General features: G+C 40.6%; 25 protein-coding genes and 1 other annotated feature. Of the genes, 14 read left to right on the top strand and 11 right to left on the bottom strand.

The features are described 5' to 3' along the window. Window positions 1–18 precede the first annotated feature (18 nt). From pyrH to F0342_RS09295, 3 genes are read left to right on the top strand one after another with little or no spacing between them, the layout of a single operon-like run. Window positions 19–747 (top strand): UMP kinase, encoded by a 729-nt coding sequence (pyrH, locus tag F0342_RS09285; protein ID WP_149155675.1) that lies wholly within the window; start codon window positions 19–21, stop codon window positions 745–747. Window positions 748–792: 45 nt separating this feature from the next. After that, complete coding sequence (locus F0342_RS09290; protein WP_149155676.1) at window positions 793–1,281, top strand: GNAT family N-acetyltransferase; 489 nt, start codon at window positions 793–795, stop codon at window positions 1,279–1,281. Further along, window positions 1,281–1,700: a GNAT family N-acetyltransferase gene (locus tag F0342_RS09295; protein WP_149155677.1), complete on the top strand. Its 420-nt coding sequence runs from the start codon at window positions 1,281–1,283 to the stop codon at window positions 1,698–1,700. The genes F0342_RS09290 and F0342_RS09295 overlap by 1 nt, the downstream gene beginning before the upstream one ends. Window positions 1,701–1,746: 46 nt before the next feature. On the opposite strand, the gene F0342_RS09300 is transcribed toward F0342_RS09295, so the two are convergent. The 4 genes from F0342_RS09300 to F0342_RS09315 form a co-directional block, all read right to left on the bottom strand. Beyond that, window positions 1,747–2,040: a 4a-hydroxytetrahydrobiopterin dehydratase gene (locus F0342_RS09300; RefSeq protein ID WP_149155678.1), complete on the bottom strand. Its 294-nt coding sequence runs from the start codon at window positions 2,038–2,040 to the stop codon at window positions 1,747–1,749. After that, window positions 2,037–3,764, bottom strand: coding sequence for an aromatic amino acid hydroxylase (locus F0342_RS09305; protein WP_149155679.1), 1,728 nt, complete (start codon window positions 3,762–3,764; stop codon window positions 2,037–2,039). The genes F0342_RS09300 and F0342_RS09305 overlap by 4 nt, the downstream gene beginning before the upstream one ends. 93 nt (window positions 3,765–3,857) lie before the next feature. Then, window positions 3,858–4,067, bottom strand: a binding site (T-box leader). A 211-nt stretch (window positions 4,068–4,278) separates the two neighbouring features. Beyond that, entirely contained in the window at window positions 4,279–4,503 is a 225-nt protein-coding gene (locus F0342_RS09310) for a hypothetical protein (RefSeq protein ID WP_148969181.1), read from the bottom strand. A 234-nt stretch (window positions 4,504–4,737) separates the two neighbouring features. Continuing rightward, window positions 4,738–5,205: a DUF2062 domain-containing protein gene (locus F0342_RS09315; RefSeq protein WP_149155680.1), complete on the bottom strand. Its 468-nt coding sequence runs from the start codon at window positions 5,203–5,205 to the stop codon at window positions 4,738–4,740. A gap of 178 nt (window positions 5,206–5,383) precedes the next feature. Between F0342_RS09315 and pssA the strand changes: the two genes are divergently transcribed. Beyond that, window positions 5,384–6,058, top strand: coding sequence for a CDP-diacylglycerol--serine O-phosphatidyltransferase (pssA, locus tag F0342_RS09320; RefSeq protein ID WP_149155681.1), 675 nt, complete (start codon window positions 5,384–5,386; stop codon window positions 6,056–6,058). 102 nt (window positions 6,059–6,160) lie between these two features. On the opposite strand, the gene F0342_RS09325 is transcribed toward pssA, so the two are convergent. The 3 genes from F0342_RS09325 to F0342_RS09335 form a co-directional block, all read right to left on the bottom strand. Beyond that, window positions 6,161–7,345: a chromate transporter gene (locus F0342_RS09325; protein WP_395940671.1), complete on the bottom strand. Its 1,185-nt coding sequence runs from the start codon at window positions 7,343–7,345 to the stop codon at window positions 6,161–6,163. Between the two features lie 19 nt (window positions 7,346–7,364). After that, on the bottom strand, window positions 7,365–7,673 hold the full coding sequence (locus F0342_RS09330) for a PadR family transcriptional regulator (RefSeq protein ID WP_149155683.1): 309 nt from the start codon (window positions 7,671–7,673) through the stop codon (window positions 7,365–7,367). 203 nt (window positions 7,674–7,876) lie between these two features. Continuing rightward, window positions 7,877–9,595 (bottom strand): dihydroorotate dehydrogenase, encoded by a 1,719-nt coding sequence (locus tag F0342_RS09335; protein ID WP_316252595.1) that lies wholly within the window; start codon window positions 9,593–9,595, stop codon window positions 7,877–7,879. 298 nt (window positions 9,596–9,893) lie between these two features. Between F0342_RS09335 and F0342_RS09340 the strand changes: the two genes are divergently transcribed. Next, complete coding sequence (locus tag F0342_RS09340) at window positions 9,894–11,375, top strand: esterase/lipase family protein (RefSeq protein WP_262481684.1); 1,482 nt, start codon at window positions 9,894–9,896, stop codon at window positions 11,373–11,375. A 358-nt stretch (window positions 11,376–11,733) separates the two neighbouring features. On the opposite strand, the gene F0342_RS09345 is transcribed toward F0342_RS09340, so the two are convergent. After that, entirely contained in the window at window positions 11,734–12,150 is a 417-nt protein-coding gene (locus tag F0342_RS09345; RefSeq protein WP_149155685.1) for a universal stress protein, read from the bottom strand. Between the two features lie 267 nt (window positions 12,151–12,417). Here F0342_RS09345 and F0342_RS09350 point away from each other — a divergent pair, with 267 nt between their 5' ends. From F0342_RS09350 to F0342_RS09385, 8 genes are all read left to right on the top strand, one after another. Then, window positions 12,418–13,899: a SulP family inorganic anion transporter gene (locus F0342_RS09350; protein ID WP_149155686.1), complete on the top strand. Its 1,482-nt coding sequence runs from the start codon at window positions 12,418–12,420 to the stop codon at window positions 13,897–13,899. 234 nt (window positions 13,900–14,133) lie between these two features. Continuing rightward, the gene (locus tag F0342_RS09355) at window positions 14,134–14,478 is read left to right on the top strand and encodes an ArsR/SmtB family transcription factor (protein WP_148969171.1); all 345 of its coding nucleotides are present in this window, start codon (window positions 14,134–14,136) and stop codon (window positions 14,476–14,478) included. A 14-nt stretch (window positions 14,479–14,492) separates the two neighbouring features. Further along, window positions 14,493–15,791, top strand: a complete 1,299-nt coding sequence (locus F0342_RS09360; protein WP_149155687.1) for an arsenic transporter — start codon at window positions 14,493–14,495, stop codon at window positions 15,789–15,791. A 28-nt stretch (window positions 15,792–15,819) separates the two neighbouring features. Then, complete coding sequence (arsC, locus tag F0342_RS09365; RefSeq protein WP_149155688.1) at window positions 15,820–16,239, top strand: arsenate reductase (thioredoxin); 420 nt, start codon at window positions 15,820–15,822, stop codon at window positions 16,237–16,239. A gap of 134 nt (window positions 16,240–16,373) precedes the next feature. After that, on the top strand, window positions 16,374–16,736 hold the full coding sequence (gene arsD, locus F0342_RS09370; protein WP_149155689.1) for an arsenite efflux transporter metallochaperone ArsD: 363 nt from the start codon (window positions 16,374–16,376) through the stop codon (window positions 16,734–16,736). Window positions 16,737–16,751: 15 nt separating this feature from the next. Next, on the top strand, window positions 16,752–18,524 hold the full coding sequence (arsA, locus tag F0342_RS09375) for an arsenical pump-driving ATPase (RefSeq protein ID WP_149155690.1): 1,773 nt from the start codon (window positions 16,752–16,754) through the stop codon (window positions 18,522–18,524). An 11-nt stretch (window positions 18,525–18,535) separates the two neighbouring features. Continuing rightward, window positions 18,536–18,952, top strand: a complete 417-nt coding sequence (locus F0342_RS09380) for a protein-tyrosine phosphatase family protein (protein ID WP_316252596.1) — start codon at window positions 18,536–18,538, stop codon at window positions 18,950–18,952. A gap of 36 nt (window positions 18,953–18,988) precedes the next feature. Further along, the gene (locus F0342_RS09385) at window positions 18,989–19,264 is read left to right on the top strand and encodes an adhesin (protein WP_149155692.1); all 276 of its coding nucleotides are present in this window, start codon (window positions 18,989–18,991) and stop codon (window positions 19,262–19,264) included. A gap of 135 nt (window positions 19,265–19,399) precedes the next feature. Here F0342_RS09385 and F0342_RS09390 read toward each other — a convergent pair whose 3' ends face one another. The 3 genes from F0342_RS09390 to F0342_RS09400 form a co-directional block, all read right to left on the bottom strand. Beyond that, window positions 19,400–20,977, bottom strand: a complete 1,578-nt coding sequence (locus tag F0342_RS09390) for a M4 family metallopeptidase (RefSeq protein ID WP_149156067.1) — start codon at window positions 20,975–20,977, stop codon at window positions 19,400–19,402. Between the two features lie 937 nt (window positions 20,978–21,914). After that, window positions 21,915–23,129: a S8 family serine peptidase gene (locus F0342_RS09395; RefSeq protein ID WP_149155693.1), complete on the bottom strand. Its 1,215-nt coding sequence runs from the start codon at window positions 23,127–23,129 to the stop codon at window positions 21,915–21,917. Window positions 23,130–23,739: 610 nt separating this feature from the next. Further along, window positions 23,740–24,570, bottom strand: a complete 831-nt coding sequence (locus tag F0342_RS09400) for an STAS domain-containing protein (protein WP_149155694.1) — start codon at window positions 24,568–24,570, stop codon at window positions 23,740–23,742. Window positions 24,571–24,708: 138 nt separating this feature from the next. Here F0342_RS09400 and F0342_RS09405 point away from each other — a divergent pair, with 138 nt between their 5' ends. Then, on the top strand, window positions 24,709–25,266 hold the full coding sequence (locus tag F0342_RS09405) for a GNAT family N-acetyltransferase (RefSeq protein WP_149155695.1): 558 nt from the start codon (window positions 24,709–24,711) through the stop codon (window positions 25,264–25,266). Window positions 25,267–25,327 lie beyond the last annotated feature (61 nt).

Below are 25,327 nucleotides of genomic sequence, written 5' to 3' on the forward strand. Positions count from 1 at the left end.
TCCGGGGGAGGAATATAAATGAGATACAAGCGTGTGTTAATTAAATTAAGTGGTGGAGCGCTAGCGGATAAGGAAGGGAATAATTTTGGTACTGAAGAGCTTGATCACATTGCGGGCGAAATAATGTCGATCGTCAATATGGGGATTGAAGTTTCCTTAGTTGTGGGTGGCGGCAATATTTTTCGAGGAAGCTTGGCGGATACATGGGGAATAGAGCGGGTAGAAGCTGATAGTATTGGGACTCTCGGAACCATCATCAACAGTTTGATGCTTAGAGGAGTGTTGAAAAGTAAGACCGACAAAGAAGTTCGAGTGATGACTTCTATCCCTGTTTCAACGGTTGCCGAACCATATATTCGCCTTCGAGCCGTTCACCATCTTGCCAAAGGATACATTGTGATTTTCGGTGGAGGAAACGGTCAACCCTTCGTAACGACGGATTACCCCAGCGTTCAGCGAGCCATCGAAACAGATAGTGATGCCATCCTGGTAGCAAAGCAGGGGGTCGATGGTGTTTTCACGAGTGACCCTAAACGGGATAAAAAGGCGAAGATGTACCACAATTTAAATTATGATGACGTTGTAACGAATAATATTAAAGTCATGGATCAATCAGCTCTGCTGTTAGCAAGGGACTATAATATCCCTGTACACATATTTAACTTCGACCAGGTAGGAATCATGGAGAAAATATGCTCCGGTCAGAAGCAGGGAACACTGATTAATCATGAAGAGACGAGACTTTGATCATGGCCATTTCATTTACAAAAACAAAGATGGGGGGAGCAAAAGATGGATTTTTCTTTTCAAATCATAACTCAGGAGCAAGCTGAGCATATTGCCTATAACTGGAAATATGATAGGGAATATGCATTTTATGATCTTACAGCGGATGAAGAGGATTTGGCGGAATTTTTAGATGGAGACCAACGCGGAAACTCAACCTATGCTGTGCTTCACCAAGGGGAAATGATTGGTTTTTTCACATATACTGAATTAAATGAGTCGACTATTGATATCGGTTTAGGCATGCATCCGAATCTAACAGGAAAGGGAAAAGGAGAGGAGTTCACCTGGGCTGGTGTAGATTTCTCAATCGAAAGGTATGCTCCGGAAACCTTGACTTTGTCAGTAGCCGCATTCAACAATCGTGCGATCAAGGTGTATAAGAAAGTGGGCTTCGTTCCCATAGGAACATTCATTCAAGAAACAAATGGAAGTCGCTATGAATTTATGAAAATGAGTTATTCCCTTAATAAGCAAAGAATAGGGAGAGCATAATGGATATCAAGATTCATAACAGATTTGATCCGGATAAGCTAGATGAGATATGTGCAGTGTACCAGTCTGCAGGGTGGTTGAATCATTCAAATGATGTAATCACCAAGGTTTTTCAAAGAAGTGATATCGTAACTTTCGCTGTAAGTGAGAGTAGGATTATTGGAGTTGGAAGAGCTCTAACGGATGGTGTGTTCAATGCCGCAATATATGATGTGGTCGTTCATCTAGAGTATCAACAAATTGGAATCGGCAGTCTCATCATGAGTGATCTTTTAGAGCAGTTAAAAGATGTTTCATGCGTTCAATTAATCTCCACAACCGGTAAAGAAGAGTTTTATAGAAAACATGGAATGAAGAAACTGAAAACGGGTATGGCTAGATATTTGAACTCAAGTTTGACGGATGAGTATTTGGAATAAGGTCTTATGGACAAAAGAGACAGCCGATAGGGACCGTCTCTTTTGTTTACACCATTTCCTTATACAGTTTTTCATACTGTTTGGCCACATCAAAGTCCAAATTCGTCAGGCCATTTTCACTCCAGGAAGTCAACTCTACAATAACTAATTTGTATTGAATCGTAATAAAAGGATGGTGATTCACTTCCTCGGCTGCCTCTGCCAGTTTGTTGACAAACCGTATTCCTTCAAGGTAATCCTTGAATCGATAGCGCCGTTCAATCCATTTCTCTTCTATTAAGCGCCATTTCTCAAGAGTTTCAAGATTTTGATAAATGGCAACTTCACTTAACTTCTTCATACCGTAACTCCTTTCCTGCCAAAAATGACATCAAGGCCATTTTGAATGAGACGTGCAAACCGATCCTGCTTCCTTAAAACGAATAAGTCTTTCAGAAGATCTTCCTTTAACTGAGATTCTGGCTCGTGAAACTGTAGAAGTTCAATAATTTCAAGTCTAAGCAGCCACTCTTCAGGGAAATCCTCTTTCAGCCTGCCTACTATGCTATGAATAAGATCTCTGGAAAAGGCTACTTCTCTCAGTTCTCTGACCTCACTGAAGAGGCTGTCCAATGGTGTAAGATCACGAGATTCGCCATCCTCTTCTTCAATTAGTGGGGTATCCCCGAAGAAAGCATCATAATCTGCCGCATGTGGCCGTGCTGAAACGATTTCACTGCCTACTGCCAAATCGTATGTTCCCCATGAAGGGTGGAATAAAACGAGGTCACCCAGAGTCACCATACATTCATTAATTGATATGAGGACAAGATGATGGTGGTGAAAGACGAGATTCGTCACATGTCCAGAGACTTCAATCCCACCATCAAATGTGATTTGCATCATTTTATTCATCTCAATGCCAAGCTTCCTTAAATCCGCTTCGGACTGGTTCTCAAGAATGGTACCGTCCTGAAGGATACCTATAGGAGCACCGAAGCCATCAGCATGATGATCTGTCCCGTGATGATCCAATTGCTCGTTCTGGATGGAAAGGGAAGTAGGTCCTACGGTTTTGACGTAGATAGCTTCACCTTGCTCATTTTTTATGACTTCTTTGAAAGTGCCAGTAACTTGTAAACCCGAATTGTATTCGATATGAGCAAGTTGATTCGAACGAATAGCTTTATCAATAGCTTCTGTTCCTCCTTTACGGAAAGCCATGGTCTCTCCGAATTTCACTACTTCTTCAATGAGTTGTTCGAAACTTTCACAAACAAATAATTGAGTTTGCATGGAGGTAACATCATAGCTGGTATGGATGGCGTCTTCGATTGAGAAAGGCCTTTTGATCACTTCACTTGATAAACAGTGCTTGCCTTCTCCAACTGATGAAAGCAGTCCTGCACCGAAGATCTTCGGTTGATGAAAATCACCGATTAAACCGAATTCCACCGTCCACCAAAAGATTCGTGAAATTTGTTCTGCTTCAGAAAGACCGGAAACGGCCTCTTGCTTTTCAATTAACACCTGCTTTGCTTCTTCAATTTCTTTCTCAGTGGAGCTTGGATCCTCCATCACAATGGATAAATGCCTGGTTGCCTCAAATGCTTCGTGTTCTTCTTCAGTGGCAAAAGCGTTCGCTCCGATATTGCCGATTATCTTTACAAATCGGGAATAGGTTTCATCAAACAGAATGGGAGCGTGTCCGGCTGCTTCATGCAATATATCAGGAGCAGGGGTGTATTCAATATTCGATTTTTGACGAATATCCGTCGCTATTGGAAGAATACCGTGAGCTTGGAAATCAAAGAACGCTGTACCGGGGATCAAGCCGTCTACAATTGCTGCCCCCCAGCCAATTTTCGCTAAGTGCCGGTGCATATCACTCACCTTAGGAATTTCGTGTATGTTAATTCCGGAGGCTTTTAATCCTTCAGTGAATGATTCATGCGCAGTATCTTCCAGGAAGTGATGATTCTGTCTCATCACATAACGCCACACGGCATGATCGATAGGGGTGTATGAATGGTAATGCTGTTCAGCTACAAATGGGCGTAAATGACTCGGAATGGTTTGTTTCATATTAAATTCTCCTTATTTCAAGAAATTATTTAGCGCTTAAACGCTTTTGTGCACGAAAGCAGATACATACAAAAAATCCCTGCTGAATAAATCAGCAGGGACGAAAAAGATCGCGGTACCACCCTTGTTGTAAGCAAATAGCTTACCACTCAAATTGATAACGGACAATAACCGTCTTGTTCGACTATAGAACAAGAAGCTCAAGAAACGTAATTCATGATTTTCCTATGTACTAGTTCCCAGCACCACTAGCTCTCTATAACAGGGAGGAGATCACTACTTCAAATCCATCACAGCTCTTCACAAATATGTATGATCAAGATGCTTTATATCTTAAACGCTTTTAAGCGTTAAAGTCAAGTGGATTTTTTACGGGGAATATGATGCTTATCTAAAAATGAATAAAGGTGTTGGTAATTTCACTTAAAGGAATATGTCAGAAATAAAACTGAAGTGAACGTGCATAATAATAGCTTCACAGATAAAAAACGCCAGGAAATCCTGGCGCTATTCGTTATAAAATTTGTGTTTTTTCCTGATGATCCTGAAGTTTCATCTGTTCTAATTCTAGTCTCATTTTCTGGGTTTCGATCACAAAATTTTCGTGTTTCAGTTTTTCCAGTTCGAGTTGGTCTTCTATCATTTTTTGTTTTAGCTTGGATTGTTTTTGGAAATGGTCCGTTATGATTCCGAGGATGGGTATTGAAAAGATCATGATAACAGCAATGGTTCCAGTCATGACAATCCTCCTTTTTCTCCAAATCGTATTCGTTACTTAATAGTTAAATTATAACAAAACACGCGGTGGATTAGTATATAGTGTGGTAATGTTAAGATAGAATCTTCATAGAAGAATATACGAATAAAAACATAAAAGAGTTTCATGTTTTCAAAAAAAGGGGAGTTACAGGATTAAGCATTTTTTTCGCGGAGAATTCCACGACCTCCGATGTTAAAGACAGAATGGAATAGACTATAAGTTCCACTTCTTATGCACATACATAAGCATCGTCTCCCGGTATTTTCTAACAAAGGAATTCATGATGAAGTATGTGAGGATGCCGAATAAGGGGATATTGATGAACATCCCAATAAAGAATGCTTTTCCCAATTGCAGCCCTACATCTACTGCTTCACTGGTGTAGTACGTGGACGGATCGATTACATCAATGGGGTAGAAGAGATATCCTACAACAAGATTCAAGTAGAAGAAAAAAGGGAAAGCCCAAATCAAGGAGACGCCACCTACTAATCCAGCAAAAGAGTTCCCTTTAAACACCTTTGCAATTGCTGTGGAAATGAATGGACCTATGCCAAAAGAGGGGACAAAGTTGATTAATAATCCAACTGTGAATCCTAATGCAATACTGTGGGAGTTATCTTTGAGACGCAATAGTTTAAGAGTAAGACATTTACATTCTCGAAGCTTTTTTCTAATCATGAGATCAACACCAATTATCGTTTACTTTCATACTCAGTAAATAGTATGGTCAAGTTTCAGTATTCTAAATAAAATAATTAATAAGATTTCATGAAGTTTTTTCACAACATTTCTTTAAGAAAATCTGTAACATGGTATCCTAGTAGTAACAGAATTTTTGGTAGAGTGAGGATAAAAGATGAAACTAACGAAAAAAATACCCAATATGGTTACGTTGGGAAATCTGTATTGCGGTTTCTTATCAATTGGGTTTGCCGCTAGCGGACAATTTAAAAACGCAGCAATTCTAATTATTATTGGCATGATGCTTGATAGCATGGACGGCAGACTGGCAAGGATGCTTCAAGCAGATAGTGTATTAGGAAAGGAATTGGATTCATTAGCCGATATTGTTACGTTTGGGGTCGCACCTTCCTTTCTAGTGTATTATACATACTTCTTTCAATTTGGATTATTAGGGTTTATCGTTGCGGGGTTATTTCCATTATTCGGAGCTTATCGCCTCGCGAGATTTAATACCAGTCCACCGAAATCATCCCTTCATTATTTCGTTGGCGTCCCGATTACGGCAGCAGGTGGGATCCTTGCGATTCTCACTCTGTTTGGAAACTTTATACCAAACATCGTGACAACGGTCATCTTCACAGCAATGTGTTTTCTAATGGTGAGCCGTATACGAATCCCTAGCCTCAAGGAAGTGCCTTTACCGAAATACGGAACGATTGTGACGCTCTTCATTGGAGCATTACTATTTGTCATCTATAAAGGGACTTATGAGCAGTTTCCCTATTTGATATACATTGCTACACCTATGTATATCGCATATCTGGCGTATCGATTTATAAAAAGATAAAATGTAAAAAGATCCAGGCATTCACTGCCTGGATCTTTATCATTTTTCGGCACTATGATACATGGTTTACTGCCATTTAAGATAACGTAAATAACAAATGAATTAAATGAAACCCATAACGAGTCCACCGACTGCTCCGGTGACCACGACGATCCAAGGTGGAAGTTTCCAGAAGACCAGCATGCTAAACAAAACCGCAGCAAAGGCAAAATCCAGTGGAGCAAGGATGGATGAAGTCCATATCGGGTGGTAGAATGCTGCAATCAGAATTCCAACCACAGCGGCATTGACTCCCATCAGCGCACCTTTTATTTTAGGATTCCGACGGAGGGACTCCCAGAATGGAAGCGTCCCTGAAAGGAGTAGAAAGGCTGGTAGGAAAATCGCGAAAGTCGCAAGCAATCCGCCTTGCCACCCATTAATCACAGCACCAATATACGCTGCAAAAGTGAAGAGAGGACCTGGAACCGCCTGGGCTGCACCATATCCTGCTAAAAAGGCTTCTTCTGTTAACCATCCTGTAGGAACAAACTCTCTTTCAAGGAGTGGTAGTACAACATGGCCACCACCAAAAACCAATGAACCAGAACGGTAGAAGCTATCGAATAACGCGACCCACTCGAGAGATGTCAATTCCCTCAAGAACGGAAGAAGAAACAGTAATCCGAAGAAAAGAACTAAACAGATCACTGCAAATCTACGAGAAATCGGGAAGTCAATTCGGGCTTCATCGTCGGTGTTATGGTGTTTAAAGAGCAAGAATCCGATGACAGCTGAAAGAAGAATGACCCCAACTTGTGAAAAGGCCGTTTGCCATAATAGAATGACCACTAAAGCCAACAGTGCAATCGCTTTTCGTGCTAAATCAGGCGTCAGCTTTTTGGCCATCCCTAAGATCGCATGAGCAACCACGGCAACAGCGACAATCTTTAACCCATGTATCCACCCGGCATCTGCTACATCCAGTCCTTGCAGAATGATGGCGAAAAGTATCAATGCAATGACTGAAGGTAAGGTAAAGCCTATAAATGAGACAATTCCACCTAACACTCCAGCCCGCATTATTCCAATGCCCATTCCGACTTGGCTGCTGGCCGGCCCAGGCAGGAATTGACAAAGAGCTACGAGATCCGCGTAACTTTTCTCATCCATCCATTTTCTTCTGCGAATATATTCTTCATGAAAGTATCCCAAATGGGCAACTGGCCCACCAAACGATGTAAGACCCAGCCTTGTTGAAATAATCAGTATTTCAATCAAGTACTTTAATCGGCTTGATGTTTTCATCATAATTTCCCCTTCTTTGTTACTCTTTGATTTCTTTAAATAGCTCATAAGCTTTATCGCGTGCTTCACTCAGAACTACACTACCTTTATCAGTGGTGGTATAATATTTTCTTATTTTGCCGTCAACGTTTTTATCCTCTTTTGTCAGGAGACCATCCATCTCCATTGAGTGAAGAATAGGGTACAGTGTACCGGAGCTTATGCTATACCCATGCTCTCTTAATTCTTCTAACATCCACGTACCGTAAATGGGCTCTTCTTTGGCATGGTGGAGAATATGGATTTGAATAAACCCGAGAAAGAGTTTCCGTAATACTTTGTCTTCCAATGTAAGTAACCCCTCCTTATCTATAAGTCGAAAGCCGATATCGAAAGTCGATATCGGTATTTTATACACAGACTATAACATGAAAAATGTACTGATTCAATGATCTTACGGTAAATTTACAAACTCTTAACACGAGGGACTTACGGATGGTTTTCTTAGTAGATAAAGTCCCATCAAAAAAGCCATATCCACTATGGAAACAGCTAAAGTTCATCATTATCCCTATCACTATGGAAAAAAGAATAGGTTTTGACTATTCCATTCAAAAATAAGCTAATGGCAAAGTAGGCAGGCAGAAGATGGGTAAACGAGGTGTACCCGATAGCAAAATGAATATATATCCCTGAAATAAAGGCGGGAATGCCCCCGATCAATAACGTCCACCAAACCCACTTATTTCCTTGCTGAAAGCCCCAAAGCGAAAGAGTTAAGACTAGTAATCCGACACTTAATAAAGCACTGCCGAACCCTGCTCGATCATGTGCAATAACGGGAATGAGGTTCTGATTGAACTCATGAAGAATCTCCGGTGGCATACAGAGGTAAAGGAGGTCCGTCGGAACAAAAACAGAAGTAACCCCAAAGTAAGAAATGACAAGACCTCCAAGAACAAAAGAAATTCCAAGTACGACAAATGCAAGCTGACCATACAGGGATTGTAACCATATATTATGATTTCCTCGATTTCCAGATGAAGGAGTTCCTTTTATTCCCTTTGTATGAATCCAGCCATAAACGTAAAAGGGTAGCAAAACGAGCCAAAATATAAGATGAAGCCAGTCAAAATAACCATACCCAATAAATAAGAAAATTCCCAGAAATCCTGTAATGGCGGCAATGTCTATTGATTGTTTTGCCCATAGGAGACCTCTCCTGACACCATGGAAGGAGAGCTGCATATACACTATTCCACCAGAAATCATTGTACCTGCCAATGTCATCCGGTCATGAGCCATAAATTTTACAATCCGGTCGTTGAAGCCAGCAATCGATTCCCTTTTCATCCCCAAGTAATGTTCATCATAGGGCAGAATCACCGACGTTAGACTAAAAAGGAGGGCTAAGAGTCCCCCTATAAAAATAAATAAACCAAAATACCAGTAAGATTGCCACCCCTTTTGAGGAGGTAGCTGATCGTTCAAATCATCCAGTAATGCTTCGTTAATGCGTTTGGATAAACCAGGACCCGAAAAGACATACCCATCTGAAAGAAGAAGTAGGTCTGCACCCGCATTAAGTAGAGATAGTGCCTGACTTGGTTCACGAACTCCACCTGAAGTGATGATTGTTAGAGCAGGTATTGCTTTTTTGTATGAACGAACAGTTGAAATGAGAGGGTTGAATTCATCCTCTTCCAATACGATTCCTGAAATATTTTCAACGTTCAATTTGTAGAGGAGTTCTAAAGTCGGATTTGAGATGAAAATCGGTTTGTCACTATGTAACGTAGGATGTATTTCATCACCTTCGACAATATAACCATCTGCAAATCCATCTAATCTATTCATCATCATAGATAATTCTTGCGGTGTCCCTGACAAGCGTATGATGAAAGGCTGTTTTTTTCTAATCTTCTTTAATTTCTCTAGAGTCCTGTCTAATCCAATAGATTCAAGGGGATCCGAGAACTTTATACGCTGCTCATAATGATCCGAATCAGGGTAAGTGGATTCTGATGAAGTCTGTAAAGTCACCGGACCAATTTCAATAAAGCCAAAGCCCAAATGAACAAAGGCAGATGTACCTGTAAGTAAGGGATCAATTTTACCGGAAAGACCAACAGGATTTGTAAAGTTCATCCGTTTGATTTGTTGATACAGGAGAGGGGAGCACTCTTCCCTTCCTAGGAAATGGATGATGTTAGGACCCAGGGGGAGATAAGCGATCGTACTCATTCCTCTATGGATAAACTCTCTCGACATGTAAGCAGGGAGTTTGGATAAAACTGGTTTGAATATTCCGTGGTAGGACCAATCAGGCATAGCACATTCCTCGCAATTTATTGTAATACCATTATTTTAACAGGGATTTTATAAGATCGGGTGGTGAATTTTGAGCAGAAGTTAGTATGTGAAAATTAAATGGAAGTAAGAAATACAAAAATGGCACATTGTGAACTTTTTATAGTTCATTCCTCTCATATTCTGTTTTGCCAGTTATATATCATAAAATAAGTCGATATACTTTACAGGTTTATTTCAACGGAAAAGGAGAGAGTGTATGATTAAAAAGATTTGTATGACCGTTTTTGCACTATTTCTATTGCTGCCGTCCTGGAGCCAGGCCGGTTCATTTGGTAAGGATGATCCCTCTGGAGTTCCCGGACAGTGGTATGTAGGTACAACTCCCTCGTATGTAGCCCCTTCCAAGCATCCGCTCCTCTTTGTTCATGGATTAAATAGCTCTTCTAACACATGGTGGAATGAAAATAATATGTATGACACAGCCTATCAAAATGGTTATGAAACCGCTTTTATCGATCTTTATCCAACAAAGAATATGTGGGATAACGGAGCCCTCCTGGCCCAGAAAATTCGTGACATACACAATTACTACGGTGAAAAGGTAGTGGTTGTGGCCCATAGTAAAGGTGGCATCGATACTCAATCAGCTCTTGTACACTATGGTGCTTTTCCATATGTCGCAAGGGTGATCACCCTTTCCACTCCCCATTATGGTTCTCAATTGGCAGATCTTGCTTATAGCAGCTGGGCAGGATGGTTGACAGGCATTCTCGGAAGTAAGAATGATGCCACCTATTCATTGCAAACAGGGTATATGAGTTATTTCCGCTCTGAAACGGATCATCATCAGAATGTTAATAGAAATCCAGTCTATACATTTGGCGGCACAACATGGGGAAGCTTTGGAAGCTCTCTTTATTGGGGTGGTTTGTATCTTAGTGCTTATAATAGCAACGATGGAGCCGTTACAGTCAATAGTTCGAGACTTCCCTATGGGACAGAACTGAGAGTGGGGGATTGGAATCATTCGACTATCAAAGAAGGTTCCTCTACCTTTAATTTGTTCGAAAATTATTTGAATGAAGCGACCAATACTTCGGGTTTTAATTCTCATAGTGTGGTCGAGTCAAAAGAAGCAGATAATGCTGCCTCTTTTATTAGAGGAGGAGAATATAGTGGAAAGAAACAAGAAGTGGTCTTAGTAGAACAGGGGGCTCAGTCCGTAACATTTGATTGGATTAGCAATAGCCCTTCGTCACAATTAATCCTAAAAGATCCTGGTCAGAAAGCAGATTCAATATTCAAGGTGGAAAAGGATGAAAGTGAATATTTTAACGGTGCGTATCACCATACGGTCACCGTCAAAGATCCGGCACCAGGGGAGTGGAAAGTTGAAGCATCGTCGTCTTCAGCAGAAAAGTATCTCTTACATGTGTCTTTTGAAAGTGCGATGAATGATGCAATGAGAATTCATTTAGCACAGAATGGAATCAGCTTGAAAACCAACAGCAGTAACCTGAAATTCAAACAGAACATGACAATTGAATATTACAAGGATGGTAAGTTGAAGAAGAGTAAAGTGAAAACAAAGAACGACTCATTAAAACTTCCAAAGCTTGGAGAAGGAGTCTACAACGTTACGGTTGACATAGAAGGAAGCAAGGACAAAAATGCTTTCAAAAGATCTTTCATTAAATCTGTTTATATTGATGATTCAGGGAAGGTTTATGGGCAGTAGGATAGGTTGGAGTACATTGGGTGAGGAGCTAATATTTTATTAGCTTCTCATTTTGATAAATAAAAAGAACTGAACATTTAGAAGCTACTGTAAAGCCATTAATGATGAGGAGGTAATGTACTTTTAGAATGTTTAGGTAATAATCTTTAAATGCATCATGATCTTTTGCAACTGGCCGGGACTGAACCTTTAACAGTTTGGAGTATACATCGTTTACGCCGATCCAGAGGAATGTAAGATTTGAGCTTCTAGAAGGTGCTGTTCATAATAAATTTGCTTGGAGAGAGAGGGTACCGATGATTTTTAAATAGTTGTATAAGGATGAAATGGAGAAAGACTTCCAATTGGGAAGTCTTTCTTATTTCACGATCATCACGGGACATTTAGCCCTCTTTGCGACTTTATGGCTAACACTTCCTAAGACCATTTCTTGAAATGCATTTAATCCCCGGCTTCCAATGACTACTGCATCGAAGTTGTTTTTGTTCGCATGCTCAACAATCGTCGGCCCCGGTTCTCCGTGTAAAAAGATAATCTCATAGTCGATGCCTTCATGCCTGGCTTTTTGTTCTATCATTTGCAGTTTCTGCTTCCGTTTATCTGTTGCATCCAGTCCCCAATGATGCAGAACATCTTCCTTGGATTGCTTCCCGTCTACTACATAAACAATATCTATTTTAGAGCCTTCATTGCATCTCGCGAGAGCGATCGCTTTTTCTCCTGCCCTTAGAGAGTGTTCAGATCCATCTGTTGCGAGAAGAATGTGTTTGAACATTGCTTTTCCTCCATCCAATGAAAGCGTTTAGTATTTAGTTCTATATTATTATTCAATATCCTCTAAAGAAATTTAAGATTTTTTACATGTGTTTGAACTGAAGTAGATTAACAGTGAAATTAAGAGTAAATGAAAGATAATACGTTATGTTCGCGCTTTCATAACTGTTTCACAAATTGAATCATCCATTATATAATGTCCCTTGTGTTAAACGGCCCCGACTTTCATGAGAGTTGAAAGTCATAAATAAACAGGAAGAGGTGCATTATGAGTTTAAGTCAAAAAATTAAATATGAGTGGTTTGGTAATATTCGTGGAGATGTATTAGCCGGTTTAGTCGTGGCTATGGCATTGATCCCGGAAGCGATTGCGTTTTCTATTATCGCAGGTGTCGATCCAATGGTCGGGTTATATGCTTCCTTCTGTATTGCAGTAGTGATTGCATTTGTAGGCGGTCGTCCGGGGATGATTTCTGCCGCAACGGGTGCTACAGCCCTGGTCATGGTGACGTTAGTTGCGGATCATGGTTTACAGTATCTGTTAGCAGCGACCATCTTAACAGGTGTGATTCAAATTATCATGGGTGTCCTTAAACTAGGCCGCTTAATGAAATTTGTCCCACGTTCCGTTATGGTTGGATTTGTGAACTCACTTGCCATCTTGATTTTCACTTCACAGTTACCACACTTTGTTGGTGAATCGTGGATCATGTATGCTATGGTGGCTGGTGCATTGGGGATCATATATATTTTACCCCGCTTTACAAAAGCAGTTCCATCACCATTAGTGGCAATTATCGCTGTTACTATTTTCGCGGTGCTGACAGGAAGTGGAGTACGTACAGTTGGAGATATGGGTGAGCTTACTCAAGCATTACCAATCTTCTTGATTCCTGATATTCCATTTAACTTCGAGACATTGCAAATCATTTTCCCATATTCTTTATCAATTGCAATTGTAGGGTTAGTTGAGTCTCTATTAACTGCGTCTATTGTTGATGATATGACAGATACCACAAGTGATAAAAATAAAGAAGCAAAAGGTCAAGGGATTGCGAATATCGTATCTGGTCTTTTCGGTGGAATGGCTGGTTGTGCGATGATCGGACAATCTGTTATTAATGTTAAGTCAGGTGGACGAGGACGTTTATCAGCTTTTGTGGCTGGTACATTCTTGATGATTTTAATCTTATTGCTCAATGATTTCTTGGTTCAAATTCCAATGGCGGCTTTGGTTGGAGTTATGATCATGGTATCCGTTGGGACCTTTGATTGGTCTTCAGTGAAGAACTTACACAAAACGCCGATTACAGACTCTCTTGTTATGATAGCAACAGTTGTCACTGTATTGTTTACTCATGATTTATCTAAAGGTGTTCTTGTCGGGATTATCTTAAGCGCTATATTCTTCGCTTCAAAAATATCAAAAGTGAAGATTACCACGATGGCGTCTGAAGAAACTCATAAGAAGGTATACCGTGTGTCAGGTCAATTGTTCTTTGCTTCTGTTACGGAATTTGTTGAAAGCTTTAATTTCAATGAAGATGTGAAGGAAGTAACGCTGGATTTAACTCACACACATTTATGGGATGATTCTGCCGTGGGAGCGATTGATAAAATCGTTATTAAGTACCATCAGAATGGTGTGAAAGTAAATCTGATTGGTCTGAACACTGAAAGTAATAAATTAATTGACAAATTGGCTGTGCATAATAAGCCCGGTGGATTAGATAAAGCCGTTAACCATTAAGTAAGATCTGAAAAGTCCTTGGTCAAGTGATCAAGGACTTTTCTATATATACTTATTTATACCATTTGCGCCCAAAAACCAAAGAATTATGAAAAAAGGTTGAAATAAGCATATAAGTATTTTATTATATAAGCAAGATCTTATATAAGAGCCTTTAGAAAGGTTCTTATTTTTTCTTATTATATAAGTAAATAATAATATGCTAATAATATAAGTGATTGAGGAGGTGTTTACATGCTTAAATCAAAAGTTGATATTGAAAGGGCGGCAACAATGTTAAAGCTTTTAGGGGATAAAACCCGTCTTACCATGGTGAAACTATTAGAATCCAATGACTGCTGTGTGTGTGAATTTGTCGAGATTTTCAAAATGAGTCAGCCTGCCATCTCACAGCATGTTCGTAAATTGAAAGATGCAGGACTTGTGAGGGAATTAAGAAGGGGTCAATGGGTCTTTTACTCTCTTAACAAAGAAAGTGATGCGTATCCGTTTGTTCAAAGCTTGATGGAACACTTGCCTAATCAGGATGATCGATTAACAGCATTAGAAAAGCAAGGATTACGCATTTCTTGTAATTAGGAGGAGGGTTTCCCGTGTTATCAGTTATTTTAGCTACCATGATTTTTGTGGCCACATTGGTACTTGTGATTTGGCAGCCTAAAGGATTGTCTATAGGCTGGTCTGCTTGTGGAGGAGCGGTTCTTGCCTTAATGGTAGGGGTTGTCGACTTCCAGGATGTTGTGGCAGTGACAGGAATAGTATGGAATGCGACTTTAGCATTCATTGCTATTATCATTATCTCTTTAATCCTGGATGAAATTGGATTTTTTGAATGGTCCGCTCTACATATGGCGAGAGCAGCAAAGGGGAATGGCGTTAAAATGTTTGTTTACGTTTCCCTATTAGGAGCAGTTGTCGCAGCATTTTTTGCGAATGATGGAGCAGCGTTGATATTGACTCCGATTGTTTTAGCAATGGTGAGAAACTTGAATTTTGAAGAAAAAATGGTTTTTCCATTTATCATGGCAAGTGGATTCATTGCCGATACGACTTCATTGCCGCTTGTCGTCAGTAACCTTGTGAACATCGTGTCAGCCGATTTCTTTGATATCGGGTTTGTAGAATATGCATCACGAATGATTATCCCAAACTTCTTCTCACTGTTCGCAAGCATTCTGGTACTGTATCTGTTCTTTAGAAAAAGCATTCCAAAGAATTATGATGCCAGCCAGCTAAAGAAACCGGTTGAAGCAATTAAAGATCAGCGTATGTTCAAGCTATCATGGATTGTACTGGGTATCTTACTTGTTGGTTATTTTATCAGTGAATCACTGCACATCCCTGTATCGATTATCGCTGGAATTGTGTCGATCTTCTTCTTATTAATGGCTAGAAGAAGCTCAGCCGTCAACACTAAAACTGTCATTAAAGGTGCTCCCTGGGCGATTGTATTCTTTTCGATCGGTATGTACGTAGTGGTGTATGGCTTACGTAACGTAGGACTGACCAATGTGTTAACAGATGTTATCCAAGTGGCCGCTGATCAGGGGTTGTTTGTCGCTACGATTTCCATGGGATTCATTGCAGCGATACTGTCTTCGGTCATGAACAATATGCCGACCGTTATGATCGATGCGATTGCGATCATGGATACGAATACTACTGGTGTTATTCGTGAGTCACTTATTTATTCCAATGTCATCGGTTCTGATTTGGGTCCGAAGATCACCCCGATTGGTTCACTGGCAACCCTCTTATGGTTACACGTTTTATCATTAAAAGGCGTGAAAATTTCATGGGGGCAATATTTTAAAACAGGAATCATTTTAACCGTACCAACATTACTCATTACCCTTACTGGTTTATATATCTGGTTAATGATCATATCTTAAAACTTACAACAAAAGGAGCTCGATTATTATGTCTAAAAAAACACTATACTTCTTATGTACAGGTAACTCATGCCGCAGCCAAATGGCAGAAGGTTGGGCAAAGCATCATTTAGGAGAAGATTGGGATGTGAAAAGTGCAGGTATTGAAGCACATGGATTAAATCCCAACGCAGTAAAAGCAATGAAAGAAGCGGGAATAGATATTTCAAACCAAACTTCTGACATCATCGATCCAGACATTTTGAACAATGCAGATTTAGTCGTAACGCTTTGTGGCGATGCAGCTGATAAATGCCCAATGACCCCTCCGCATGTCAAGCGTGAGCACTGGGGCTTTGATGACCCGGCGAAAGCCGAAGGAACGGATGAAGAAAAATGGGCATTCTTCCAACGCGTACGTGATGAAATCAGCGATCGCATCAAAACGTTTGCTGAGACCGGGAAGTAAAGTATAAATAGAGGGACGGACCTCACGGCAATATTAAAAAAACCCTGCACAATAGGTCCGTCCCTCTTTTATAATGCCGAGAGAAGCTTCTCGGCTATTTTTTATATAAATTTATGAATGGGAGTGGGATTTTGATGGCAAAGGTTGAAATTTTTGATCCGGCTATGTGTTGTTCGACGGGGGTTTGTGGTCCTAGTATTGATCCTGAGCTTACTCGCGTCGCGAATGCTGTATATTCACTTGAAAAACGAGGGTTTGATATTAGCCGATACAATTTAGCGAATGATCCAGGGGCATTTGCTAACCATGAGGTGATCAACCGTATTTTACACGATGAAGGTCCGGATGTTTTACCTGTCACGCTTGTTGATGGGAAACAAGCCGCTGTTGGAAAATATCCTTCAAATGAAGAGTTTTCACAATGGTTTGAAGTACCAGCTGAGGAATTGAATGAGAAAAGAAAAGTACGAATGACATTGGATATTAATAAAAAATAAGAAAGTTGGGGTACAATGTTCACATCGTTTCAATTAGATGCTGTCTATCATACACCATTCCTCTTTTTTACAGGAAAAGGTGGAGTGGGGAAAACGTCTACGGCGAGTGCAACAGCCATTGCCCTTGCAGATGAAGGAAAAAGGGTGCTGATCGTCAGTACGGATCCAGCTTCCAATTTACAGGATGTATTAGAAATCGATCTAACCAACAATCCTAAACAAGTTCCGGGATTACCGACATTGTTCGCTTGTAATCTTGACCCGGAAGAAGCAGCCGCTTCATACCGTGAAAAAGTCATTGGACCATATAGAGGGAAGCTTCCAGAATCTGTAGTGAGTAATATGGAGGAACAACTGTCCGGTGCTTGTACAGTTGAAATTGCCGCTTTTGATGAGTTTACAAGCTTGCTTTCGGACCCTGCCATTGTAGATCAGTTTGATCATATTGTATTTGATACGGCACCGACAGGTCATACACTCCGTTTATTGCAGCTTCCAACAGCTTGGACGGGGTTTTTAGAAGAGAGTACACATGGAGCGTCATGTTTGGGACCTCTTTCAGGGCTTGGAGATAAAAAAGATCTGTATTCTTTGACTGTTAACGTATTATCCGATAATGAAAAGACGAAGCTTGTACTTGTTGCCCGGCCGGATTCTTCATCGTTAACGGAAGCCGACCGGGCATCTACAGAACTCCAGGACATCGGAATAAAGAATCAGATGTTGATTGTGAATGGATTCATGGGTAGGCATCAATCGGATGACCCGATTGCATCGGCCTTTTACAACCGTCAGCAAGAAGCATTACGTTCAATGCCGATTGCTCTTAAGGAAATTCAAACTTATTCGCTGCCTTATGTAGCGTATTCCTTAACGGGAACGACTTCCTTGAGGCAATTATTCTCTCATGTAGAGGTTAGCCCGAATGCCGTAACTGTTGATGACGAGAAATCAATAGAAATCCCAGGTTTAAAAGAAGTGATAGATGATTTCTCCAAGAACAACACCCGTGTCATTTTCACAATGGGAAAAGGTGGAGTAGGGAAAACCACTATTGCATCTGCCATTGCTGTTGGATTGGTTGACAGGGGACATAAAGTACATTTAACTACAACAGATCCCGCAGCCCACTTAACTCATATGTTTCAAGAAGAACCTGGGAAGGTCGACTTAAGAATCAGTAGGATCGATCCGAAAGAAACGGTTGAGTCGTATAAAAAGTCCGTTCTTTCTAAAGCTGCAGAGGGTCTCGATGAAGAAGGAATGGCGTACTTGGAGGAAGATTTAAACTCCCCTTGTACCGAAGAAATCGCCATCTTCCAATCTTTTGCTGAGATCGTAGGGAAAGCGGATGAAGAAATAGTCGTGATCGATACTGCTCCAACAGGACACACTCTGCTTTTACTGGATGCGACTGAATCTTATACGAAAGAAGTATCGCGTTCAAAAGGAGAGGTGGAAGCCCACGTGAAAAATCTACTGCCACGTCTTCGTAATCCAAACGAAACGAGTGTAGTGATAGTGACATTGCCTGAGGCTACCCCTGTTTTCGAAGCGAAACGACTTCAGGAAGATTTGAATCGAGCGGAGATTCACCCAAAATGGTGGGTCATCAATCAAAGTTTATCTGCAACGGACACAACAGATCCACTGTTAAGAGGCAGGTCTGTCTCAGAGCGGGAATGGATACAAAAAGTGCATAACGACTACGCAGACAAAACAGCTCTAATTCCATGGATGAGTGAAGAAAAGATAGGCTACAAAAAACTGATGGACTTCTCTAAGTAAAGGTGGATACAATGAATTATAATGAACTATTGAAAGATCGAATTTATATCGGGGGTTTCGAAGATGCAGACTCAGTTCGTGATAAAGTGGATATAATCGTCGACTTGCGAGCTGAAGCACCTGAAGTGGAATTTGATGATGTGACCCGTGTGCATCGCCCGATCGTAGAGGATGCTGATCAACAAGAAGCGTCCGTAAGACGTGCAATCAATGAAGTGGTAACAGCCTATCAAAATGGCAAAAACGTCTACTTCCACTGTAACGGAGGAAGTAACCGAACAGGCACAGTGGCAGCAGGAACTCTCCTGTCACTGGGAGAAGCATCCACACTTGAAGAAGCCGAAACGAAAGCCAAAAACGTCCGACCAAAAATCAACATCAAACCAGAACTGAAAAATGTATTAAAAGTACTATATTCAAACAATTGAGGGACGGACCTCAAAAAGAAAAGGGGATTGTATACAATGAATATTACGAATGAAGCAAAAGAAGTACTGTTGAATGCAATGGCAGAGAACAATTCGGAAGGTATCAGATTTTTTCTTAATCAAGGTGGATGCTGTGGACCACAAATTGGAGTTTCTTTAGATTCAGCTCAAGCAATGGATAAAGTGGAAGAAATTAATGGCGTTTCGGTTGCATTTGATACGAATGTGATTTCTATGACTGATGAAATCACACTTGATGTGCAAGATGGGGGATTAGTATTAGTGGGTGTCCCGGATAGCGGCTGCTGTTAAAATCATTTTAAATAGAATAAGCCTGTTCTGGATACTTTTCGACCTTAAGAAACAGGCTTTTTTTGATGATGAATGAAGAAATTACAACGTAGAAAACCAGCAAAGGACATAATCCCTGCTGGTCTGGCAAACTCTTTAGTTAATTCCAACTGCATCAAATGATAGTTTGACAGCATTAACTTCTGCTGAAGTGCTTCCATATAAATCGGTTGCAGACTGTACAGCTGCAGCTCTTGCCTGACTGAAGGTTGAGGAAGCTGTCAGATACACTGTATTCATACGATAATAAATATCCCCAAGCTTTTCACGGCCAATTCCGGGAACGGTTATTCCATAATGACTACCGCCTTCACTTAAAAGGTAAGCCTGCTTGTTGATGATTCCACTGTTTGTATGAACACCGCCGTTATCTTCTGTACCAGTATAACGTTTAGAGTAGTGGTCTGGGTCACCGTATTTAGCAGGGTCGCTCATGGAGCGGAGGGCATCACCTGATGTGCCAGGTGTATATATATCTTCTCCAATCTCGAAATCTGGATTCGCTCCATTCTCATACTCTACCAATGTTCCAAAAATATCTGAAATCGCTTCGTTTAAGGCTCCCGATTCATTCTGATACACAAGATCAGAAGTAAAGTCTGTCACCGCATGAGTTAATTCATGGGCCACAACGTCTATGCCGCCTGAAAGTGGGGCGAAAGTCGTGCCATCTCCATCTCCATACACCATTTGAGATCCGTTCCAGAAGGCGTTATTGTACCCGCTGCTGTAGTGAACGGAAGACACCAGGCGTGCGCCTTGATTATCATAAGAATTACGGTTGTAGTTATCCTTGTAGAAGTCATACGTGACACCTGCGAAATAATGAGCATCAACTGCTGGAGCATCATATGAAGCATTTAGTACATTATCGCTATCTGACCACAAAGTGCCCGGTAAGAAAAATTGAGGGAAGAAAGTACGATTGTTCATGTTGTATGTATACACACCATTGCCCCGAGTATTATCCTGCAAATAGTACTTTCCACTTGAAAGGGTTGTGTTCAACGGTTTAGAGTCACCTAATACGCCTTTACCGGTTCCTACTTGATTCGTTCCTGTGACTTCATGCATGTCATTGTATTTATTTAAAATCTTTGCGGTTTTCGCATCAATAAAATAGTTCCAGTTACCAGGAGACGGTTCTAAATAATTCAGATTTACAAAATATGCATATGAAGCAGAATCACCATCTGTATAGACGACTAATTCCGGTTTAGCCTCTTTTTCTAATTTTGGATCAAGTCCAAGATCTTTCTTAGCGATCTTTAAGGCTTTTTTCGCGTTCACTTTCTTATTTGATGAGGTTATCTTTTGATCCAAGTCAGCTACGACAGTGCCGGAAAATGCTTGAAGGGTGCCATCTTCCTTTACAACTGCTGATTGTGTGGAACCCCAAACAGGTACTCCATGGTAGGTTTGCTGAATGCGAACGACTCTATTTCCAAGTTCATCTTTTTCAACAGACAGCACTTTAAACTGCTCATCGGATTTCTTATCAGAAAGCTTGAATTTCGCCTTGTTTTTCTCTAAAAAGGAAAGAACGATTGTCTCCGCTTTTTTCCCGGATGGAGCAGATAATAGTCCTGAAACAAATTCCGGTGTTCCTTCTTTTTTATTCATTTGAAAGAGAGCGTTGTTCGATGGTGCAGCTAAACTCCCCGTAGCCATCATTCCAGACAGTAAACCAATGGATAACCCAACGCTAATGATTTTATTCTTTTTCAAAACAATTCCTCCTTTTTTTCTAAAAATTCTGTCAAAAATAGATTATCATAGGAAAGGAGAAGAAGGTATTGAGAAAATGCAGGACTTTTTGAGGGTATAGAGTAGACCATTAATGGTAGTATTCAGGAAAATTTTCATGAAAACGAATCTTTTTATAAGATATAAATCTGTTGTTGGAATTTGTTATTTTTTTCTAGTATTTATATTATAGGCGAGTGGTTTTTCTAATTTTGTTGGAGAGATAGAAGAGGCTGGGACAAAAGTGTTTTAGCGTAACTAAAACCCGAACTAATTTGCATTCTAAGTGGCAAATTAGTTCGGGTTTTTAATTTGTTCAAATGGACATTTAGATGTAGCTCTTTCTAGCGGTTGATTGGAGTGCAAGACGAAGACTCCTGCGGGAAGAGTAGCTTATGTGAGACTTGTCCAGCTATAGGGCTTAGAGGCAAATGTCATAAGGCAGATCGTCCATGAAGGCAAAGAACGCCTTCAAGCCCGCTCCGCCTTATGCCAACCGCCTCTGAGCGAAGCCCTTCCGCTTTCCAACCCGCAGGCTTGCCGAGNATTGGAGTGCAAGACGAAGACTCCTGCGGGAAGAGTAGCTTATGTGAGACTTGTCCAGCTATAGGGCTTAGAGGCAAATGTCATAAGGCAGATCGTCCATGAAGGCAAAGAACGCCTTCAAGCCCGCTCCGCCTTATGCCAACCGCCTCTGAGCGAAGCCCTTCCGCTTTCCAACCCGCAGGCTTGCCGAGGAGGCTCACGGGCTACCCGCGGAAAGCGAAGTCTTGCACGGAAATCATTAGCGGTATTAAGTGCCTACACTGAAATGTTCGTCTTTATTTGGTGGTTTTTTAGTTTTGTCCCAGCCTCTTTACAATTATTAGTATCTTACAGCATCGTAAGAGTTAATTCTTCCATGTTGGAAGTAAGAGCCTGTACCGCTGATAGGATCAGCTGTTTGTTCGATCGCTTGACGGATCTGAACATTGTTTCGTCCTTGCCCTGCAAGTAATCCTGCTAAACCTGCAACGTGAGGGGAAGCCATCGATGTACCTGACATGTATGAGTATCCATTGTTAGGTACGGTAGAAGCAATGTCAACTCCTGGAGCAGTTACATCCACCCATGTTCCATAGTTTGAGAAAGAAGCTTTACGGTCTCTGGAATCAACTGCTCCTACGGCAATCGCGTTAGGATAAGAAGCTGGCTCAAACGTTGTTGATACTCCGTCATTTCCAGCCGCGGCAATGACAACAGATCCTTTGTTCCACGCATAATCGACGGCACTTTTTAACGTTGTTGTATTACAGTCACAACCAAGAGAAAGGTTTAGAACTTCTGCGCCTTGATCTGCAGCGTAGCGTATACCTGCCGCGATATCATCGAGCGATCCACTTCCGTTGGCATCCAGTACACGAACGGCAAGAATCTTTGTATTAGGAGCCATACCTGCAATCCCGGTTCCATTGTTCGTTTCAGCCGCTGCCGTACCCGCAACATGTGTACCATGTCCATTTAAATCCATTGGATAATAATCATTGTCGACGAAATCATATCCACGAATCGTTTTGCCGTCTAAGTCAGGGTGGTTATAATCTACTCCTGTATCAAGAACGGCGATTTCCTGACCGCTGCTCCCACGTGCAAGATCCCATGCACTTGGTGTATACGTGTTCTGGGGTCCATATTGATATCCTTGGTAGTAATAATCATTTGGGGTCCAGGTGGCTGAGAAGGTATAGTTCGGTTCTACGTATTCCACATTCGGGTTTTTGCTTAAAGCTTTTACGGTTGCTTCTACATTTCCTACTTTTAGCACTTCGAAGGGCTTCTTTTTACTAGTTTTTTCTTTTACTGCAGAGGCATTCACTTTTTTGAGGGTGTTTCCTTTATCAGACTCTGCCACACCGTCTTTAAATTTGACTATAACCTCACCTTTTACATAACTGCCTTTTTCGAGGTTTTTACTGACAGTTGTTTTTTTTGGGGCTTTCTCTAGGGGGTTTTGATCTTGTGCAAAGGCACTTCCTCCGAAACTAGGTACGAGAGCAAGTGATGCAGCAAGAGATAAAGCAGCAATTTTTTTAAACTTCATAATAGCATTCCTCCGTTTTTCTTTTTTTGAATGATGTGGTTCAACGACAAATGAATTGAGTGGTAGATCGTTTGGCTTGTGGAATTACCCCCTCTTATGAAAATTCACAAGAATAATTAAGATTGTGTATGAGAAACTATGTATATGATTCTTGCTAACTAGGATTCTAGCAGACCCTTCCAAAAAACTGAATAGGGCAAGTATTTAGATTTTGTAAGTTTTTGGAAGGTGTAGCAAACCAAATTCAAAAATTAGCGAGAATCAAGAAAACTTTCCTCCAAACTCCCTCAAAACCAAAAATAAACATAGGAAAACAGTCCCGTATTTTCCCAACATCATTTTGAAAATATTTGAGGGACGGACCTCCATTTTTAATGAAATAGAATGGTGATCAAGCTTAAATGCTATAATTAAGCATTATTAGAAGGGTGAATTGTGAGGTCCGTCCCTCTAGGGAAGTGGTGAAAATCATGGAAACATCAACAATCATAATGATACAGAAAAGATCCCAGAGGATGTGATTTCCACTGGGATCTTAGCATTAGGAAGGTGAGAGAGGGGGCATCATCACTGATAAGAAAAAGGACTTCTGTCAGGGAGGTCTTTTCGGTTATGCCAAATCATTTAAATGATTTTCTACTGCTTTATTTAATGATTGATAGATTTTCATACTTGAAATGTTTATACCCATCTGTACAAATTCGATACTCATTTCTGGGCGCATACCTGATAAAATTGGTTCGATTCCCAATAATTTAAGGCTATCAATCAGTTTCATGATTCCTTGTTGGAACAATGGATTCACTTCATACACACCGGAAAGATCGATGATTAATTTATGAATGGATAGCTTTTTACACTCAAGAAGAACATGCTCAGCCATCATTTCTCCACGTACTTCATCCACTTGTCCAATCAGAGGCAATACAGCCAAGTCGGAGAATATTGGAACGACTGGAGTGGATAAGGACAAATACTTTTCTTCAGATAATTTCAGCTGTTCTCCTGCATGCTCACCATATGCTTCACAGAAAGCAGAAATCATAGTAGTGAATGTGTGATCGATATCGTTTGTGATTTGCAGTAGGATTTCTTTAGAAATGGTTGCTTCATTGTGCAAAACGATATCTTCTAGTATCACATTTTTATATAAAGAGGATTTACTTATAGACATATGCAAAGGGACTCCTTGGCCTGAAGCAAGCCTTCCAACTTCTTTTCCCCACTGACTTGAATTGTCTAAGTTATTTTCTCCTCTTAGCAAGCCTTCACCTATAAGTTCGATAAGCTGCTCAAAATAAGGGAGGCTTTCAATTCTTCGTGCTTCCACGTAAAGTGTTGGATAAGCAGCTAAAAGCGCTGAGAAAATGTTATTGGCGATTTCATGCTTTCTCTCAATCAGTTGGTCCCCAATAGAAGTAGTGATTGTGTGGTGAGTCATTTTTCTCCTCCAGATGTATGATTTTCCTTTATTATAAAGTATTATTAATTTTTAGTATAGGATGGAAAGACTAGAATAATAGTATACCAGGTATATTGACAATAGAGAGTTTTTATTTTTATAAAAGGAGTGTTTTGTATGAACCCTGTATTACTTGAAGTTCCAGCAGTGATAGAAACGGAAAGATTATTATTAAGAATGCCTCAGCCAGGTGATGGCAGATCAGTGAATGCAGCCATTATGGCTTCTCTATCTGAATTAAAACCGTGGTTAGGATTTGTACAAAATGACCCTTCAGTAGAAGATACGGAAACGAACACCCGTGAAGCTCACGCAAAATTTCTAACAAGGGAAAGTTTGAGGTATCTCATCTTCCTAAAAGATACAAATGAATTCGTCGGTTCAACAGGCTTTCACAACATTGATTGGAGTGTTCCGAAATTCGAAATCGGTTATTGGATTGATACAAGAATGAGTGGGCATGGTTACATGGTGGAAGCTGTTGGGAAATTGACCGATTTTGCCTTAACTGAATTAAAAGGAAAAAGAGTGGAAATCAGGTGTGAATCCACAAATGGGAGGAGCAGGGCGATTCCAGAAAGACTTGGCTATATATTGGAAGGAATTCTGCGCAATGAGGATCTTTCGGTTGATGGGGAACGGTTAACCGATACGTGTGTGTATGGAAAAATATAAATAGATGAAGGAGGGTCTTAATTAAGCACCTCCTTCATCTATTGTAACCGTTATTTTATTG

It is taken from the genome of Bacillus sp. CH30_1T (assembly GCF_008364765.1).
Classification (GTDB): domain Bacteria; phylum Bacillota; class Bacilli; order Bacillales; family Bacillaceae_B; genus Rossellomorea.